This window comes from Microcoleus sp. bin48.metabat.b7b8b9.023 (assembly GCF_013299185.1).
Taxonomy (GTDB): domain Bacteria; phylum Cyanobacteriota; class Cyanobacteriia; order Cyanobacteriales; family Microcoleaceae; genus Microcoleus.
This window is the reverse complement of sequence record NZ_JAAFKG010000050.1, coordinates 22681-38042: the sequence shown is the minus strand read 5'-3', so window position 1 is coordinate 38042 and position 15362 is coordinate 22681. Positions and strand designations below refer to the sequence as shown.

The following is a 15362-nucleotide window of genomic DNA, read 5'->3' as shown; positions in this document are numbered from 1 at the left end:
ACATAACAATTTTAGATTACTGAGATTATGCTAAAAAACACACTCCGCAGGTGGTGGGATCTGCGTCTACAAATTGCTCTTTTAGGTTTAGCTGTAACAGCAGCTTGGGGAGTTCGACAAACGCAAGGTGCTGCACTATTTGAAGTTTACAATTGGGTGACTCGTCCGTTTCACGCCAACGGCTCTGGACAAGAGCAGCTCATCTCGGCGCGCACTCAAGAATTGCAAGCGCAGGTATTAGAATTAGAAACTCAAAATCAGAAGCTAAAAGAGCTTTTAGGTTACGTGTCTGCTAAGAAACCTAAAGGGATTGTCGCTCCTATTGTCGGCCGCAGTGCTGACCACTGGTGGCAGCAAGTAACTTTGGGGCGCGGCAGTAATGATGGCATCAAAACAGATTTTACTGTGATGGGCCCGGGCGGTTTGGTAGGTCGGGTTGTCAGCGTTACTCCTAATACTAGCTTGGTGCTGTTAGCTAGCGACCCTACAAGTAAATTGGGTGTGGGAATTACCCGCAGTCGCAACATGGGTTTTATGCACGGGAAAGGCGGAAATCAGGCTGTGATGGAGTTTTTTGATAATGTTCCCAATGTCAAGCCTGGGGATGTGGTTTCAACTTCTTCTTTCAGTCAGTTATTTCCTGCTGGTTTGCCGGTGGGAAAAGTGGTTTCGGTGGATCTGAATAAAACTCCGGCTCCGGAAGCTATTGTTGAGTTTTCTGCACCGATGAATTCTCTGGAATGGGGGGTAGTTTACCCCCACGATAAGCAAGCCGAACTCAAGGCTTCGCAGGGTGAATCTTCTGCACCGTCAGGGGGAGCAAAGCAGCAATGAAGCGTTTACCTCGGATGTCTTCGCGATTCCGCCAATTTCTCAACTTCGGCGTTACATTTGTTTCTGTGATGCTCTGCATATTGATATTGCCCACCCGGATGCCGGGAATGGAATTGTTGGGAATTAGTCCGAATTGGCTGTTAATTTGGTTGGTAGCTTGGAGTATTAAGCGGAAGCGTACAGTTTTGGGAGCTGCTAGCATGGGTATTGCTTTGGGGTTTCTTCAAGATGCGATGACTGCTCCTCATCCCACCCATGCTGTAAGTCTAGTTGTTGTCGGTGTCTTAACTGTTGTTTTGCAGAAAAGCTGGTCGATTCCGGCTGATATTGTTGAGAGAGATCCGATTCCGATCGCGTTAATTGTGTTTGGGATGGCGGTGGTGGCGGAAACGGTGATGGGCCTGCAATTTTTCGCTATGGGCGATCGGGCTTTACTGGACATTTGGAGTTATCACCAGCGTGTGGCTTTGTGTTCTGCTATTCTCAGCAGTCTTTGGGCTCCGGTGATTTATTTTCCCCTCAATCGCTTGTGGGAAATGACCAGGAAATTAGAAAAATCTTAGTCATTAGTCATTGGTTATTAGTTATTAGTTATTAGTTATTGGTTATTAGTTATTGGTTATTGGTCAACTAATAACAATTAACCAATAACAGTTAACTAATAACAGTTAACTGTTAACGGCTGTCAGTCTACTATCACTTGTGGTGCTGAACCTAATAAGTGATGAACGGCAATAATCAAGTCGCTAAGAATGAAATTCGGCTGGTGCTTTTGCAGTTGATAGCGGCTGCGAATGCCGCAGGTAACGGCAATTGTAGGTATTCCCAATGCTTGTCCGGCGAGGATATCTGCTTCGGTATCTCCGATCATCCAAGCCGAACTCAGGGATGACTCAAATTCTTCTGCAACTTCAGCCAACAATTCAGTTTTTAAGGCTGTATAGTTGTGATATGCAGCATCCGGCATCTGAGTGCCACGAATGCTGGTAAACAATCTGGCTAAACCGTAATTTTGCAATAGTTGAACGGCTTGATTTCTCGGCCGCAAGGTGACTAAAATCAGCCGCACGCCGCGAGAATGCAAAAGTGCGATCGCCCATTGTACTCCTGGCTGGATCCGATCTAAGTGCAACAAGTCTGGCTGATTGACAATCCGACTCACGCATCCGAGAAAAACGTGAATTTCTTCTCCCGACAAGCCGGAAGTTTTGGCTATTTCAGTATCCGGGACTCGGTTTTGTTTCATTTGCCAAAACTGCTGTTTGCTGAGAATTTGGAGTTTGAGGTTGATTCCCTGGGCCCCGTAGGCTGCTTGAGTGTCCGCTAATCCCTCTTGGTAGGTTGTGTAATAGCGATCGGACACATCGACGATGGGCCCGTCTAAATCGCAAAATACGGTCATCCGGGGGGACGAGTCAGCGTCTGATGGTAGCTTGTACTGAAGGTTTTCGGAGTCCGGTGTGACAGCAGTTAACATAAAAGGTTAAGTAAATCTGGGTAGCGATACATTTATTTACTTTAGCAAGAATTGTATAAGTTAGAATAGAAAGATTAAACTTAGATTATTAAGAAAACCTATTTAAATTCGGGATCCTCTTCGAGGGCTGCGCCAACGGGCGATCGGGCATGGTGCATGGACATTAATCTGTCTGCTGACTAATGACTACTGACTAATGACTTCTTCATTCTTTTTGCATTTGTTGATGATAGCTGGAGACATTAAACTTTAGACTTAAGTTTTTAGCCATTTGTCCTCATATGCTCAAACACAGCGATTTTGCGCGGAACGTAGAAACCAATCGGGTTCAGGTGCTTTCAGAAGCACTGCCTTACATTCAACAGTTTGCCGGCCGCACCATTGTGGTCAAATACGGCGGCGCGGCAATGAAGGATGGCCGTCTCAAAGAAAAGGTAATCCGAGATATCGTGCTGCTATCCTGCGTGGGGATGCGCCCGGTTGTGGTTCACGGTGGAGGCCCAGAAATTAATATTTGGCTGGAAAAGCTGGGAATTGAGCCGCAATTTAAGGATGGTTTAAGGGTGACTGATGCCGCCACGATGGAAGTCGTGGAGATGGTTTTGGTGGGGAAGGTGAATAAGGAAATTGTTTCGTTAATTAACCAAGCTGGCGGCAAGGCAGTAGGGTTGTGCGGCATTGATGGCAATCTGATTCAAGCTCGTCCAGATGGCCGGGAGGGAATTGGGTTTGTGGGCGAAGTCAGTGGCGTAAAAATCCAGATTTTGGAGTCTTTGGTCAACAGCGGATATATTCCGGTGGTGTCGAGCGTGGCTGCGGATGAACACGGTCAATCTTACAATATTAATGCTGACACGGTGGCTGGAGAGATTGCGGCTGGCTTGGGTGCGGAAAAGTTGATTTTGATGACTGATACTGCTGGCATTTTAGAGGATTATCACCAGCCAGACAGTTTGATTGTGAAGTTAGATATTCAAGAGGCTCGACAGTTAATTGAGTCTGGGATTGTTTCTGGGGGGATGATTCCGAAGGTTAATTGTTGCGTGCGGAGTTTGGCTCAGGGTGTTAAGGCTGCTCATATTATTGATGGTCGCCTGGAACACGCTTTGCTGCAAGAGATCTTCAGCGATTCGGGTATTGGGTCGATGATTGTTGCTTCGGGATACGGTGCAACGAAGTAAAATGTATTGAAGGGCGATCGCACTTTCGGACAAAAAGGGCGATCGACCTTTTTTCAAAACTGTAGCAACAACTGTCAGATCGCATAAAAGGTGAGTAATTTATTTGCTATACTTAAGGCATCATGCTAGTTTGTAAACCAGATGAACACGATCGCGATCGCCCTTTCAGATGAGCGCCTCCTAAAATTACAACAAGTCGCGAACAACTTAAATATCTCGATAGAAGAGTTAGTTTTAATAGGCATAGAAAACTTACTCGCACAGGAAGAAGTTTCTTCACAAAATACCGCTCAAAATATTCTCAACAAAAATGCTGATATCTCCCCTGAGATAGTTGACAAATTTTATGCACTAGCTTCGGATTGGGAGGAAGATGTTGCTGGATTGTCTTCAACTGCCGAAATGTCTCAGCATCCTGCCTATCAGGAAATTATTAGTATGGGAACTCAAATCCTACCGCTGTTGCTATCCGAACTGAAAAAAAATCCCCTTTACTGGTTATCCGCTTTGAGTGCAATTACGGGTGAAAATCCCATCAAACCAGAACAAAGGGGAAGGGTAAAACAGATGGCATCAGCTTGGATAGAGTGGGGGAGAAATCAAGGCTACGCGATTGAAGAGAATGTATAGAAGACCAGAATTTGAATTTAAGTGGCCCAATTTGTCTGGCACGGATTATCAAGTTACCAGTCCCAAATCTCAAGAATATAACTGCTTTGCATGGGCTGCTGGGGAAGACGATCGTTGGTGGCAACCGATACCTGGAGAGCAATTTTATTGGCCTGACGGTGTGCCACAGGAGGAGACTCTAGAAGCCTATATTCAGGCTTATAAAACGCTGGGATATGAAATTTGTAAAGGCGATGAATTAGAAATTGGATATCAGAAAATAGCGATATATGTTGACTCAAACGGTATTCCAACTCATGCAGCCAGACAATTAGCTAATGGTAAGTGGACGAGCAAGCTTGGCTGGTTGGAAGATATCGAACACGAACTCGATGGACTGGTTGGCGACAGGTACGGAGTTGTCGGTCAAATTCTCAAACGTGCGGTAAATTAGGGGAGGGCGATCGCGAGACAATACTAAGATAAACTTAACAAGTGAAAATGAAACTTAGATTATGTTAAAGTGTAATCAACAAGATTATTTTTGCGCTATGTCACATTGGAATCAATGTCATGTCTATTTCCCGACCTGAAAAGTCAAAGTCTTTAAAACCAATTAATCCCCCCGATCTTCAAATGCGGGCGATCGCCTACAGTTTAGATACTTTAATTCCAGGGTTCTACATTTGGCTGGGTGCGCTCAAAATTCGGATTGGGGGTAGCGAACCCGAAGAAAGCTATCCGGGAATAATTCACAGTCCGATTGGCATTGCTTTAGTGCTCCCTGGCTACCGCATATACAGCACTTACCAAGGTAGCTATGACCCTTGATAAGCATAAGCTTGATGGCATCCCTCAAATTACTGCAAAAACTTTGCCTTCTACAGAGTTTGAGTTACTTCTATTGACAGCAGGTTACGGTAAAATTGGTACGGCTGCGGCTCAAGGAAATCGACTGAAAGTGTGGTGGACTCATCCTACTTTTAGACGCATCGAAGCTATTTACAGTGCTGATGGAATAGTTGCGATTACTGCTTATCACGTTTAGATTTGTAGTTAAAAATCAGAGGTTTTTATTGATTGATGAAAGAGCGATCGCCCTTTTGGTTATTTGGAGGGAAAGAGCGATCGTATTCTCAAATTATTTATCATTCTCTTGATTCTACTCTTCGTGGTTCTCCCACCTCTGCACCTCGCACTTTGGTGTTCATAAATTGTTTGAATGATTCTGCTCTTTCCAAGCTGGTAAAAGATGCGACTTGGATTGCTTCTATTCCTAAAGCTTTTCTCACGGTTGGATAAGCGTCACCGCAAAATAGCGATTTAACTGTTTGTAAATTTGCCTCACTATAGGGTACAAAAACCGGATAAAAATTAAGAGGATAAGCGTTAGCAGAGGTTGGCGGAGAATCGCCACACGTACTCTGGGGAAATCTGACGCTATCAAATGAATTAACTGGACGAGATGCAGTGGAATCAGAATTTGCTGGAGGTGTTACGGCTGCTAAAATCTCAATGAGAATGGTATAATTTGAGTTGTTTTGGGAAGTAATTTCTGCTATATAGTCTCCCGTGCGGGGCAGTCGCCCTTGCCAAAAAGTTGAACTATTTGTTGCAGTTCCCAGCGTCATTCCCGATGGATCGATGACAGCAACATTCACATTTCCTTGCAAAATTCGGACACTAAACTGTTGCCCTTCTCCGCTGTTGACTAAGTAACGCTTAATCTGAGCAGGCGAAATGTTACCCGTAACTGTGCTTCCAGTGCTGCCAACCGCAAAGCTAACTCGTTCGGTGCTAACTGAAGTCGGAGATGTAGGCGATCGCGATTCGGGAGATGATTCAAAGGGCGATGATTGAGATTGAGGTGTGACCCCCGAAGTAGTTGATACTTCAGATTGATAATTCAATTTTTTGGCAATCCCAAACCCAGCTATACCTGCGAACAAAGTTGCTCCCACACCAATCGCTATCCACTGCCAAACTAATAGTTTTGGTTGCGGTTTTTGCGACTCATGATTATCAAATGCGATCCCAGTTGCAGGTACATAAAACTCCGCTGGATTTTGGTTAATTGCCGGTAGCACTTGTACGGTATCGGCATAGCCATATTGAGCTGGAGAAAAGTTCAAGGCAGATAACACCTCATTAGCTAAAGCAAAGCTGTTCGGCAATTTATCTACAATCATGCGGTTGATAACTGCTGCTAATTGGTCGCTGATAGTGCAGCGATCTTCCCAATTCCAAGTCCCGTCATAATTTCGCAAAACTTCAGGACTTTTACCTGTAAGTAGCACAATTATTGTTACTCCTAAAGCATAAATATCTCCGGCAAAACTCACTTGCCCTGTCTGCAATTGCTCCGGGGCTACATAACTAGAAATGGCAAAACTACTAGCCTGAACTAAAACCGCTTTTAAACTCACTTTATCTTGTACGAAAGTATCCAGAGAAATAGCGCCGTGTACCAGTCCCTGAGCGTGCAAATGTGCCAATTGTGGCAGCACTTGTCGCAAAAATTCTGTCACTTCTGGCTCAGAAAAGCCTCGCCCCTGGCGATCGCTTAACACAATGCGATAAGGTATTCCTTGGCTCTGATTTTGCATAAACCACTACTCCTTTAGATACTTCCTAATTATTTAACTCTATACTTTTGATAATTTCAGCCATTTGTGTGGTTTTAATGATAGAACTTAACCTATGGCTGCTCCATCTTAAATTTCCTTCTCGCGATAATTCATTTGCTCTTTGACAATAGTCAACTTCTCCAAAATGCTTATATTCTGTTGATTGTGTAAGACGGCGTTTGCAATAATAACAGCAGTAACTGACGACCAACTTAAACACTTTTAATTCAAAAGAGCCAAATTCTTCTGGAGAAGCCGATCGCAACATTTTCCAGACATCATCAGCATCGTAAGGCTCCAGGTTTTCTAAATATCGATACTTGTTAAAAATTCCTTTAACAAGGTTGTCAAAACCTACTTTTGGTTTTTCAGGGGTTTGATAAAAATTGCGATCGCCAAATTGAACATCACCGTCAAACTTAGCCCCTTGATTATTGTAATTAGTAGAATCCTGCTGATTATAAGTGTCACCGCTGCGATTTTTCACGTTCATTTTTCCACCTTGAGTATTATAAATAGTTCCAGTTTGATTGTGAATATCACCTCCAAGAGCTATATTTCCTGTATTTGTTCCCTGATTTCCTACCACACCACCACTAGATGCTATACTACGATCGCCATATGCATGAATAATTTGATTCATCTTCTCAGCCGTTTTTTTCTTCACTGCTTCCCATCCATCTACTGGCAAACCTTTGCCACCTTGTAACATAGCAACAGCAACAGTAAAGTCCTCGCTAGAAATGTCGAAATTAGGCGTTTGTTTAGCGTTGCATTGAATCTGGGCGCTTTCCGGCACAGCTTTCGCTAAATAATTCATAATATTAGAAAGATACACACTTGTATCGTGAGGCTGATTCCCTGCACCTTGCAGCGCTTCAATAAGATGGTAAGTGTAGATACTCATCTGATTATCGGTACGGATGTAAGATTGTTCCCCTCCATCGCAGGATGTAAAAACCGCTCGTCCTTTACCTTGACTGAGGTTAGCAGTTATCTCTTTAGGCGGTGCAGTTTGTACAAAACCAGATGGCAGTTTCATTACAGCTTCTTCACTTTTAGCACTTGCCATCCCCCGTGCGTGGCAACTGTCAATTACAACGAACAGTCGCTTAGCTTGAATTTGGCGTAATGCACTATTAAAATCTTCAGCCGAAAGCGTAGTGTTTGGGATGTCGAAAGGCTCAACATCGTGCGTTATTAGATAGTATTTACCAGTATCGTGAAGTAAGCCGTGACCGGAAAAATACACAAAAATAGTGGCTTCTGAGTCTTTCGCAGCTTGTTCTTGTAACCAGACTAAACCGCCCAAAATTTGATCGCGTGTAGCTTTAGTATCGTGAAGTAAACGGATGTGTTGCTGATTGTCTGGGTAGGAGCAGAACTTGGGATCTGTGAGGATAAATTTAAGTGCATTAATGTCTTTGACGGTAACAGGAAGCGACCAATTTTTATAGTTAGCACATTCACCAACACCAATGAGTAGTGCATAGCCATGGTTGAAAGTATTAGACATCTTTAGTAATTCTCCAAGTTAGTTTATTTAATCAAAAAGACTCTGGCGTCGTTCGCTCACTGATTCTGTTCTGATAAAACCAGGTTTTCTTTGTCTCACCTGCTGGCGAATGTTGTGAGCTGCATCTCTAGCAGTTGAATTATAAGATCTTGAACTTGATTCCCAAATCACGCGAATATCAATAATGACAGGGAATCTAATTTCCTTACTATCTGTAGTCGTAATCATAATAGCTTCTCCATATATCTCTTTGCTAATATTTAGTAAAGCTGACACATCAGACGAAGAAAATTCGATTGTTTTCACAGACACGATACTATCATAAAGATACTCACAAGTTTCATCAGTTAATGAGGTTCCCCTGATAAAATTCCACTTACATCTGTAATAAGCTATGAAATTTTTACATGGAAATATCACAATAAAGTCATAAATGCTATATTTATTATTTTTGTCAATTCCGGACTCGCAAAAATAATCACTTATGCCTACAGTATCTATTAGTTCTTTCCAATTAATAAAATTAGACTTGCTTAATTTCTCATTCACTCCACTAAATAGCTCTATCGGTTCGCCCTCAATTATGTTTCCGATATCTTCCCCATTTCCTTCCATAATTCTCAATTCCTGTTTACCAATGTTAATCAGTTGTTGCCGATCGTATTCTAGCCATTTCTGAATTTGCTCGTCTGATACTGGGGGCATTGGTAGTTTTGGGGGACGTGGAGTTTTGATGTTATATAAAATGACTGCAAAAATACTTAGCATAAATGTGTACCAAGTATTAATGAAAAGTGTAATAATTATTACCATTATGAAAACATAGACCAAAATTCCATCCAGAGGCAATCGCTTTTCCTTAATAGATGCTATAAAATCATTTAGCACTTCTTTGATAATGCTCTCCTGGACGGCTGGCGCATTATTACGCTTCCTTAAGCATTCAAAATAGGCTCGAATTAACTTTCGATCTGGCTCTTGTGAAATTTTCTGCGGACTTTGTTGCGGTACGGTAGCAGGAGGCGATATCGGTATGGATGGAGAGTAGAGCAACGGACTTGAAACTGTCGGTGCTGACGCTGGCTTACTTTGAGTAACAGTTGGTTGTGATGTCTGTTGTTGAGTTACATTCACGCTGTTATCTACAGGTGTTGCCACCAATAAAACTCCACCAGCGATCGCAATTCGTGTTTCAGCTTTGATGGAATAATCAGTTATCGGCTGACTGTCAATGAAAGTGCCATTTTTACTACCTAAGTCGCAGACGTGCCAAGTATTCGTATATTGGTTAAAACTGAATTCCAGATGGCGGGTGTCCACAACATTAACGTTGGGTAGAGGAATGTCGCAGTCTGAGCCACTGCCAATAACGTACTTTTTCCCGTTTGGCTTCAGCGTCCAACTTTGACCAGTTTGTTCTAACTTAAGTTTGAGTTGCATGAATTTTGGTTATAGTTTAATAGATTTTTCAGGTCATCTAGAGCCTGTCTCAGTCAGCAATCTTTACCTAGCACCGTCTGACGTTTGGAGATAGTAGTTTTGAGATTAATTGAAACGATCGCCCGAATGCACCCTAAGCCCCGATGAACCGCAACAGTAGCGGTACTTCTAAGGCTCTATTTATCTATCAGGCTCAGTCCACAAGTTTTATGCAAAATATTGGTTTTTTGTTACAAAACTTTATCAAGTGCCGTCAGACGTTCGCAGATATTAGCTTTGAGGTTAGTTGCAACGATCGCGCCCATTACTGAATCTGAGTATTCCTACTCGGCGTCACACCGCATCAACAAACTCAACTTTATCTGATGTATATAACAATACAATAAGCAAAGCTAGCAAGCAACTAACAAACGCTAGCAATTTCGGTTATGCTATCGTTAGTCACATCTCAACACATCCGACAATGGCATCCAAGGAAGACTTATTTGCCGAAGCCGCCAAACACTGGGACTTAGAAAGGCTTTACCAAGCTTTTGCAGAGGCTAAACGGCAAATCTCTCCCCGATCGCGCCGGGGACTCACAGACACCGAAAAACTCTACCTCCGAGGCTTGCTTTCGGGTTGCAGTCCCGCCGAAATCGCCCGCCAACTGTTTCAGACTTCCAAAAGTGCAGAAGTTTATTTATGTAAAACTTTATACCAATATGTGAAAAAAATCGCAGATGTACCTAACGAACCTGTAGGCAATTGGCGCAATATTTGCGATCGGCTAAAGGAAGCCGGATATAAAACTCTGTCTTCTTCTGAATTTAAAGTAAATAATTCTGTACCTACAGAAGCATTAGTAAAAATAGTTAATATAGGTTTTAAAGAAAGTACAGTATCAATTGATATTAATATTCGACTAGAATTCCCCTCAACTTCAGAGACTCCAAAAACCGAAGATTTGGATAAAAAAGACTAGATGTGCGATCGCACTTGGCGACTGAAATTATGCGGACTGAAGTCCTCACTACGAACCTGGATCGAAAAGATTAGATGTGCGATCGCACTTGGCGACTGAAATTATGCGGACTGAAGTCCTCACTACGAACCTATAGAAAGGGCGATCGCCCATCCACTGAGAGGTAAAAATGTTAATAATGTTGTAGCTGATAGTTTCAGAAGGAAGTTTTTGATAAAATATCAAAATTAAAACTTTTGTACCAGCTACGATTTTACCTGCAAAAATTAAAATATTCAAATCTATGTCTAGATTAAATGTACGGTCAAAAAATCAAGTTATTGGCTTTCTCATTGGTTTATTAATATTTGTCATTTTCATTCCCGGATGTTGGGATCTCACAACTAAAAATTCTCCAACAACTCCGATAGCAAATCCCAAAGTACCTGTCGCTACAGAAGTAAAAAATACCTCAAATGCTAGCTCTTCTTTAGGAATTGGGCTTAGCGGTATTGCTGATTGGTCAACACAATTACCCTTTTTAGATGCTTTCAAATCTTCTAGACAATGGATAACTCAATGCACCAGCGGACAACCTAACTGTAAGGGTGAATGGGATACAGAGGAATATAAGCTTTTAAATCTTGATGAAAACGGGTGGGTGAAATCTCTTCCATCTCCTGAAGATGCTCCTAAATATACTAAGGTAAGTACCCTTTTACTTAGGGAAATTCCCAATCTCTATCCTTCAGGGCAATATATTGTTACCTATGAGGGTGAGGGTGCGATCGAATATAACTTTGATGCCCAAAAAGATGATGCTGCATCTAAACCGGGAAGGGATATCATAAATGTCGATGCCACAAAAGGCGGAGGCATATTTATCACAATTACTGCTACCGATCCGAAGAAAACTGGGAACTATATCCGCAATATTAAAGTAATTCGCTCCCAAGATGAACAGTTGTCTCAAAGCGGTGAAATATTTAATCCGCTGTTTATAGAAAAGATTAAAAATTTTAGAGTATTGCGTTTTATGGACTGGATGGGGACAAACGGTTCTGAACAAAAAGAATGGTCAAACCGACCTAAACCAGAGAGTGTATCCTATGCTTACAGAGGCAATGTTCCCATAGAAATTATGGTGAATTTAGCTAATAAACTCCAAGCAGAACCTTGGTTTAATATGCCGCATCAGGCTGCGGATGAATATATGACTAATTTTGCTAAAATGGTAAAAGATAGTTTAGACCCAAAGCTGAAAGTTTATGTAGAGTATTCTAATGAGGTTTGGAATTGGTCATTTCCACAATCGAATTATGCTTTGGAGCAAGGTAAAGCTAAGTGGGGAGATAAAGGAGACGCTTTTATGCAATGGCACGGAATGCGTACTGCTCAAATGTGCGATATCTGGAAAGGCGTTTTTGGGGATGAAAAGAATCGAGTTGTCTGCGTGTTGGGGACTCAAAGAGCCTGGAGAGATTTAGAAACTTATTCTTTAGAGTGTTCCTATTGGGTAGCTGAGGGCAATAAACCTTGTTATCAACACGGCATTGATGCCTTAGCTATAGCTGGATATTTCAGTGGAAATTTGGGCGCGAAAGAAAGTGTCAGTAAAGTAGAGTCTTGGTTGAAAGAGCCAGATGGCGGCTTTAGCAAAGCTTTTAAGCAATTAAAAGAGGGTGGGTTGCTGCCGGGATTCAAAGATAGTTTGCCAGATGTTGCTAATGACTTTAAGTATTTCTTAGATGTGGTTAAAAAGAAAAATCTCAAGTTATTTGTTTACGAGGGCGGTCAACATATTGTAGGTATTGAAGGAGTGGAAAATAATGAAAAACTAACTAAGTTTTTTATGGAATTAAATAGGCGTCCGGAAATGTACGAGCTCTACACGCAGTTGCTCAATAGTTGGAAAGAAACTGGAGGCAATCTGTTCGTGCACTTTGTGGATGTAAGCGGATTTAGTAAGTGGGGAAGTTGGGGGGCTTTGGAGTATGTGGAGCAAAAAAGTTCGCCTAAGTATAATGCTTTGATGGATTTTATGAATAAGAATCCTTGCTGGTGGGATGGCTGTGCTGTTGGGGGAGGATGAGGAATTGGGTGCTATCAAGAATCGCCCGATCGCACTTGCTCAAAATCTTCAGCATCCCCCGGCAAACCAGAACCCTCGCTATTCCTCAACCGTGGCGATTCCCCATTGCTCGCGCCCGTACCGTAAACCCCAGAATATCTGTCCTCCAAACCCGAATCCCTCAGCGAAATCGCACTTCTTTGACTCGCCGACAATCGATCGCCCCCTCTGCCCCTCCCCCCAGAAATCGGTGGCTTCCGAGTTAAAGTTTTCCAAGCAGCTTTAATCCCAGTCACCACGCTGCGAGTAGTTACCTGCACATTTTGCGCCTGCTTTTTCGCGCTACCAATGCTGCGATCGACTTGTTTGACAACCTCCCCCGCACTTTGCACCCCATCGCTGACATCATCCGTCAACTCGCTAATTTCCAACCCTGTCAACCGAATCGCTTCCAGGGTGGGCGGAAACTCGCGAGAAAGCGTGTCCGCGAGCTTTTCCACGCTGCGGGCCGCCCTTGCTAGCGCTTGCACCGCAGGTATTAAAGTCACTAAAACAGCAGTCAGGCTAACTGCTACTAGCAAAATCGAAAGTCCTAGCCAAAATATAGGGTCACTCACTTGAATCTCGGATTTGGGGCTGACCTAAGTGTTGCAGTAAATCAATGATTGCGATCGGCTCACAATGATTAAAATACCTTATTTTTGCTTGATCGTGACCTTGTTAGCGGACGGGAGGGCGCGACGGGGGAGTAACTTCGACTTCAGTTTCCGACAGTGTTTGACGTTCCCGCTGAGTCGCTTCTAAACCCGCAGCGATCGCCTCTTTGAGTCTAATCAAAGTTTCGTCCCAATTTCGGATTGCAGTTTCAGAAAGTCGATCGGCCTGCAATTGGACGCTAGTCGATAAATCCTCCGCCAACTCCGGCAAAGCATCGGCCGATTTTTTCAAGATCTGCCGCGTCTCCTTGCCCGTTCGTGGTGCCATCAGCAACCCAGTCACGGCCCCGATCGCAGAACCCACCAACAAACCGCCAATAAATAATCCTGAACGTTTAGTTGACATTTTTATAACTTCTCTCCATACAATTGTAGGATAGCTTACCTCAAAGGTCGTGAAGCGAAGCTATCCCGCAGGGAATCGCGCCGCCGCCAAAGCATCCGTCCCAAACCCAGCAATCCCAAAAGTTGCTGAACCTGTTGCAGTTGCAATTCCAGTTGTTGATAATTCCGCCGTAATTGGTGAGCACTTTGCTGCCTTTTAGCAAAGAAATCCGGCGATTTGCTGAGGACATTGTTGCTACAGCGCTCGATTGCTGCGATCCGAAATTCAAAACGTGCGATCGTCCGCCTGATTTTCCACACTCTCGCAGCTATATAAAAACAGACCAGAGATATCATTAAATTGATAATTACAACAGCCGTCAGCATTTTTTACCTATTTTCAACTACTAACACATTCCGCTGTTTGTGGCGAAATTCTAGCCCTATGCTGTAGGGACACAGCAGTGTTCATTAGTGTCAAATTAAGTCTGAAGCCTGAGAAATCTGGCTTTTATCTGAGGCCCGATCCCCCTAAATCCCCCTTAGGAAGGGGGACTTTGAGGGAGCATCTCATTTTCGCAAAAAGCATTTTTTTTACAGCACTACAAATGCAAAACTGAGATGCACCCGACTTTGATCGCTTCCTGTCCCCCCCTTCTTAAGGGGGGCTAGGGGGGATCGGGCCCTAATAGTTCGATCGCTTCCTGTCCCCCCCTTCTTAAGGGGGGCTAGGGGGGATCTGGCCTTAATCGTCAGACAGATTTATATGACTACATTTGAGATTAAATTGACACCAACGAACCTGATTGTATCCCCATCAAGCGGGATAAAATTTCAAGCCTGAGACATAGCAGGCAAACAAACCTTAGTACCGCCCAAACCGCAATAACCGTTCGGGTTTTTAGCAAGATACTGCTGGTGATAGCTTTCTGCGTAATAAAACTCAGGAGCATCAATGATTTCAGTCGTAATCTTACCGTAACCAGCGGGTGTCAAAGCTTGCTGGTAAGCATCGCGCGAAGCTTCAGCTAGCTGCATTTGGCTAGGTGAATACGTGTAAATGCCCGATCGATATTGAGTACCGGAATCATTTCCCTGACGCATTCCTTGAGTCGGATTGTGGCTTTCCCAAAAAACTTTTAGCAGCGTTTCGTAACTAATTACTTTCGGATCGAACACAACCAAAACAACTTCATTATGTCCCGTCATCCCGCTGCAAACTTCATTGTAAGTAGGATTCGGAGTAATCCCCGCCGCGTAGCCAACCGCAGTCGAAAAAACACCTTTTTCCTGCCAAAATTTGCGTTCCGCACCCCAAAAACAGCCCAATCCAAACATGGCAGTCTCCATGCCGTTTGGAAACGGAGGTTTGAGGGGATTGCCATTAACAAAGTGAGTTGCCGGTACCGGCATAGACTCTGCCCGTCCCGGCAATGCGTCTTGGGAAGACGGCAGGCTCGACTTTTTGCCAAATCCAAATAGCGCCATAAGTTTGTGAGGAGATCTCTGATAAACGTCTTTACCTTACTTAATAATATCAGATATCCACTGAAAATAGTCGGCCTTTTGAAGATAGACGATAAAAGGCACGAGGCAGAATTGTTTTTCGGAGTTTTTTTGTGAT

18 protein-coding genes are annotated in these 15362 nt (G+C 43.3%); 9 read left to right on the top strand and 9 right to left on the bottom strand.

The window, feature by feature from the left end; all coding sequences use genetic code 11:
* Positions 1 to 27 precede the first annotated feature (27 nt).
* Positions 28 to 834, top strand: coding sequence for a rod shape-determining protein MreC (mreC, locus tag QZW82_RS24000; RefSeq protein WP_293153936.1), 807 nt, complete (start codon positions 28 to 30; stop codon positions 832 to 834).
* Positions 831 to 1397, top strand: coding sequence for a rod shape-determining protein MreD (mreD, locus tag QZW82_RS23995; RefSeq protein ID WP_293153933.1), 567 nt, complete (start codon positions 831 to 833; stop codon positions 1395 to 1397). The genes mreC and mreD overlap by 4 nt, the downstream gene beginning before the upstream one ends.
* A gap of 122 nt (positions 1398 to 1519) precedes the next feature.
* Here mreD and QZW82_RS23990 read toward each other — a convergent pair whose 3' ends face one another.
* The gene (locus tag QZW82_RS23990) at positions 1520 to 2311 is read right to left on the bottom strand and encodes an HAD family hydrolase (RefSeq protein ID WP_293153930.1); all 792 of its coding nucleotides are present in this window, start codon (positions 2309 to 2311) and stop codon (positions 1520 to 1522) included.
* Positions 2312 to 2592: 281 nt separating this feature from the next.
* On the opposite strand from QZW82_RS23990, the gene argB reads away from it, so the two are divergent.
* From argB to QZW82_RS23965, 5 genes are all read left to right on the top strand, one after another.
* Complete coding sequence (gene argB / locus QZW82_RS23985) at positions 2593 to 3492, top strand: acetylglutamate kinase (protein ID WP_293153927.1); 900 nt, start codon at positions 2593 to 2595, stop codon at positions 3490 to 3492.
* A gap of 141 nt (positions 3493 to 3633) precedes the next feature.
* Positions 3634 to 4122, top strand: a complete 489-nt coding sequence (locus tag QZW82_RS23980) for a hypothetical protein (protein WP_293153924.1) — start codon at positions 3634 to 3636, stop codon at positions 4120 to 4122.
* Entirely contained in the window at positions 4115 to 4555 is a 441-nt protein-coding gene (locus QZW82_RS23975) for a hypothetical protein (RefSeq protein WP_293153921.1), read from the top strand. Before QZW82_RS23980 ends, QZW82_RS23975 begins: the two co-directional genes overlap by 8 nt.
* A 119-nt stretch (positions 4556 to 4674) precedes the next feature.
* Positions 4675 to 4932: a hypothetical protein gene (locus QZW82_RS23970; protein ID WP_293153918.1), complete on the top strand. Its 258-nt coding sequence runs from the start codon at positions 4675 to 4677 to the stop codon at positions 4930 to 4932.
* Complete coding sequence (locus QZW82_RS23965) at positions 4922 to 5149, top strand: hypothetical protein (RefSeq protein ID WP_293153914.1); 228 nt, start codon at positions 4922 to 4924, stop codon at positions 5147 to 5149. Before QZW82_RS23970 ends, QZW82_RS23965 begins: the two co-directional genes overlap by 11 nt.
* A 100-nt stretch (positions 5150 to 5249) precedes the next feature.
* On the opposite strand, the gene QZW82_RS23960 is transcribed toward QZW82_RS23965, so the two are convergent.
* The 3 genes from QZW82_RS23960 to QZW82_RS23950 are packed head-to-tail and all read right to left on the bottom strand — an operon-like array spanning position 5250 to position 9684.
* Positions 5250 to 6707, bottom strand: coding sequence for a hypothetical protein (locus QZW82_RS23960; protein WP_293153911.1), 1458 nt, complete (start codon positions 6705 to 6707; stop codon positions 5250 to 5252).
* A 25-nt stretch (positions 6708 to 6732) separates the two neighbouring features.
* Complete coding sequence (locus QZW82_RS23955; RefSeq protein ID WP_293153908.1) at positions 6733 to 8244, bottom strand: caspase family protein; 1512 nt, start codon at positions 8242 to 8244, stop codon at positions 6733 to 6735.
* Positions 8245 to 8271: 27 nt separating this feature from the next.
* Positions 8272 to 9684 (bottom strand): FHA domain-containing protein, encoded by a 1413-nt coding sequence (locus QZW82_RS23950; RefSeq protein ID WP_293153905.1) that lies wholly within the window; start codon positions 9682 to 9684, stop codon positions 8272 to 8274.
* Between the two features lie 463 nt (positions 9685 to 10147).
* Between QZW82_RS23950 and QZW82_RS23945 the strand changes: the two genes are divergently transcribed.
* Positions 10148 to 10648, top strand: coding sequence for a DNA-binding response regulator (locus tag QZW82_RS23945; RefSeq protein WP_293153902.1), 501 nt, complete (start codon positions 10148 to 10150; stop codon positions 10646 to 10648).
* 48 nt (positions 10649 to 10696) lie between these two features.
* Here the strand turns inward: QZW82_RS23945 and QZW82_RS23940 are convergent, their stop codons facing one another.
* The gene (locus tag QZW82_RS23940; RefSeq protein ID WP_293153899.1) at positions 10697 to 10927 is read right to left on the bottom strand and encodes a hypothetical protein; all 231 of its coding nucleotides are present in this window, start codon (positions 10925 to 10927) and stop codon (positions 10697 to 10699) included.
* A gap of 4 nt (positions 10928 to 10931) precedes the next feature.
* Between QZW82_RS23940 and QZW82_RS23935 the strand changes: the two genes are divergently transcribed.
* Complete coding sequence (locus QZW82_RS23935; protein WP_293153896.1) at positions 10932 to 12719, top strand: cellulose-binding protein; 1788 nt, start codon at positions 10932 to 10934, stop codon at positions 12717 to 12719.
* Between the two features lie 14 nt (positions 12720 to 12733).
* Here QZW82_RS23935 and QZW82_RS23930 read toward each other — a convergent pair whose 3' ends face one another.
* The 4 genes from QZW82_RS23930 to msrA all read right to left on the bottom strand — a co-directional run bounded on the left by QZW82_RS23930 (position 12734) and on the right by msrA (position 15226).
* Complete coding sequence (locus tag QZW82_RS23930) at positions 12734 to 13315, bottom strand: DUF948 domain-containing protein (RefSeq protein WP_293153893.1); 582 nt, start codon at positions 13313 to 13315, stop codon at positions 12734 to 12736.
* Between the two features lie 103 nt (positions 13316 to 13418).
* Entirely contained in the window at positions 13419 to 13760 is a 342-nt protein-coding gene (locus QZW82_RS23925) for a YtxH domain-containing protein (RefSeq protein WP_293153890.1), read from the bottom strand.
* A 35-nt stretch (positions 13761 to 13795) separates the two neighbouring features.
* Positions 13796 to 14125, bottom strand: a complete 330-nt coding sequence (locus QZW82_RS23920) for a hypothetical protein (protein ID WP_293153887.1) — start codon at positions 14123 to 14125, stop codon at positions 13796 to 13798.
* 447 nt (positions 14126 to 14572) lie between these two features.
* Positions 14573 to 15226 (bottom strand): peptide-methionine (S)-S-oxide reductase MsrA, encoded by a 654-nt coding sequence (gene msrA / locus QZW82_RS23915; protein WP_293153884.1) that lies wholly within the window; start codon positions 15224 to 15226, stop codon positions 14573 to 14575.
* Positions 15227 to 15362 lie beyond the last annotated feature (136 nt).